Annotated in this window: 3 protein-coding genes; 2 read left to right on the top strand and 1 reads right to left on the bottom strand. The window is 26.8% G+C overall.

Annotation, left to right across the window (positions count from 1 at the left end; genetic code table 11):
• Positions 1-561 (top strand): hypothetical protein (locus tag BLO14_RS05750; RefSeq protein ID WP_091973980.1); only part of this gene is annotated, 561 nt, incomplete at its 5' end.
• 160 nt (positions 562-721) lie between these two features.
• The gene (locus tag BLO14_RS05745; protein WP_091973977.1) at positions 722-1,201 is read left to right on the top strand and encodes an Mlp family lipoprotein; all 480 of its coding nucleotides are present in this window, start codon (positions 722-724) and stop codon (positions 1,199-1,201) included.
• A 41-nt stretch (positions 1,202-1,242) separates the two neighbouring features.
• Here the strand turns inward: BLO14_RS05745 and BLO14_RS05740 are convergent.
• On the bottom strand, positions 1,243-1,938 hold a 696-nt coding region (locus tag BLO14_RS05740; RefSeq protein ID WP_200780530.1), incomplete at its 5' end, for an ERF family protein.

Below are 1,938 nucleotides of genomic sequence, written 5' to 3'. Positions count from 1 at the left end.
ACATATAGAGATTTAGAAAATTTAGAAAAACAATTTGGGATAAAGTTTGATAATCTTGTTTCTAAGATTGATAGTGTAGAGAAAAATTTAGATACCAAGATTGATTTCGTAGAAAAGAATTTAGATACCAAGATAGATGGTATAAAGAATGAATTTAATGCCAAAATAGATGGTTTAAATACTAAAATTAACACTGTAGAAAAGAATTTAAAACAAGAAATATCTAATCTAGAACAAAATCTTGATAAAAAGATATCCAATTTGGCACAAGACCTTAAAAAAGATATGCAAATTAATACTCAATTATTATTAGAAAAGATGAAAATTAACAATAAATTATTGTCGGAAAAAATTGAAGCTAATAATCAATTATTATCAGAAAAAATGGAAATTAACAATAAATTATTATCGGAAAAAATTGAAGCTAATAATCAATTATTATCAGAAAAACTCAAGGTAAGCAACAGAATAATAACTATTGCAGCAATAGTAGTAGTCCCTATTGCTATATCTAGCATAACAACTGTTGTTCTATCATTAATTACTAGGTTTTTCAAATAGAAATTACAAATAATCCTCAAAATATATAATTTTCATTTCTAAACATTCTGTTTTGATCCTTGTAAATTAAAAATATTTTTAAAAATAAGCGCTATATTTATAAATATAAATCTTATTATTACTCAACATATTGTACTAGAGATAAAAAAGGAGAATAAAAATGAAAATTATCAATGTATTATTTTGTTTATTTTTACTAATCCTAAACAGCTGCAATGCTAATGATAACGACACTTTTAAAAACAAGAATAAACCTATTGAGCCCCAACAAGCAAAAAATAAGGAAAAATATGATTTGGGGCAAAAAGAAGTACAAAAAGAGCTCCTAAAAAAGCCACAACAAGAAATCCCAAAATCTAGAGAAAACCTTCTTAAAGAAAAACTGACTGACGATCAAAAAATACACCTTGATTGGTTAAAAACCGCCTTGACTGGTGAAGGAGAATTTGACAGATTTTTACAACATGATGAAAACAAAATAAAAGACGCGCTTAATCATATAAAAAGTGAACTTGAAAGCTGTACTGGAGATCAAGCAGATCAAGGAAAAAACACTTTTAAAGAGACGGTTAAAGGATTCTTTAGCGGCGGGGATATAAATGATTTTACAAATCAAGCAACTATCAATTGTAATAATTAATAATATACTAGCCCCCTTATTTGGGGGCTTTAAACATATTGCTATGCTGCAAATATATAATCAAATTGTTTATCTTTTTTTAAGACACTAAAGAATATTAGCGGGCTAGCACCATAAATAGGTTGCTTAAACGACATAAACTTTTCAAAATCTTGCAAATCCTTTAATCTATTATTTCTCTTGAAATAGTCTTTTATAATCCCAGCCCAATAGTTTATACTCTTAAAATCACTATTTTTCTCAAAATACGAGATTAAATCGGCTTCAATTTTCTTGATATCATCAATATTGTTGAGGTCTATATTCTGAATAAAGCTTATTTTTTGAATAATTGAGTTTATATTATCTTTTGTTGTAGAGCTATTTACCCAATTTTTTATATTAGATAGAGCGTCTTTAAAAATACCGTAGTAATAAAACCTATCTTTTTTCTGATTTTGGATAGTGTTATTCTTTTGTTCAGAATTATTGTCTTTTCTTTGATTGTAATTAATCTCTTGTTTTTGTTCTTGCTTAATATCTTTTTTCTGATTGTGATTAATCTCTTGTTTTTGTTCTTGATTGCGATCAAAACTAACTTGTCTATTAGGTGTAGAATTTTCGTTTTCATAATTATCGTAATTAGGCGCTGCATCAGTATCCACTTCACTTTTTATGTTAAGATGTCCCACTAAAGCGTACCTTTTGAAATAAGTAATAGCTGAGCCAACTTGTTGTGGTATTGAATTATTTTTAGA

Origin of the sequence: Borreliella japonica (genome assembly GCF_900099615.1) — a bacterium.
GTDB lineage: Bacteria > Spirochaetota > Spirochaetia > Borreliales > Borreliaceae > Borreliella > Borreliella japonica.
Note: the sequence above shows the minus strand (reverse complement) of the source record. Positions and strands in the feature narration are given on the sequence as shown.

Bases quoted from the DNA above. Each gene is read 5' to 3' on its own strand.
- BLO14_RS05745 (WP_091973977.1), top strand. From the start codon at position 722: ATGAAAATTATCAATGTATTATTTTGTTTATTTTTACTAATCCTAAAC.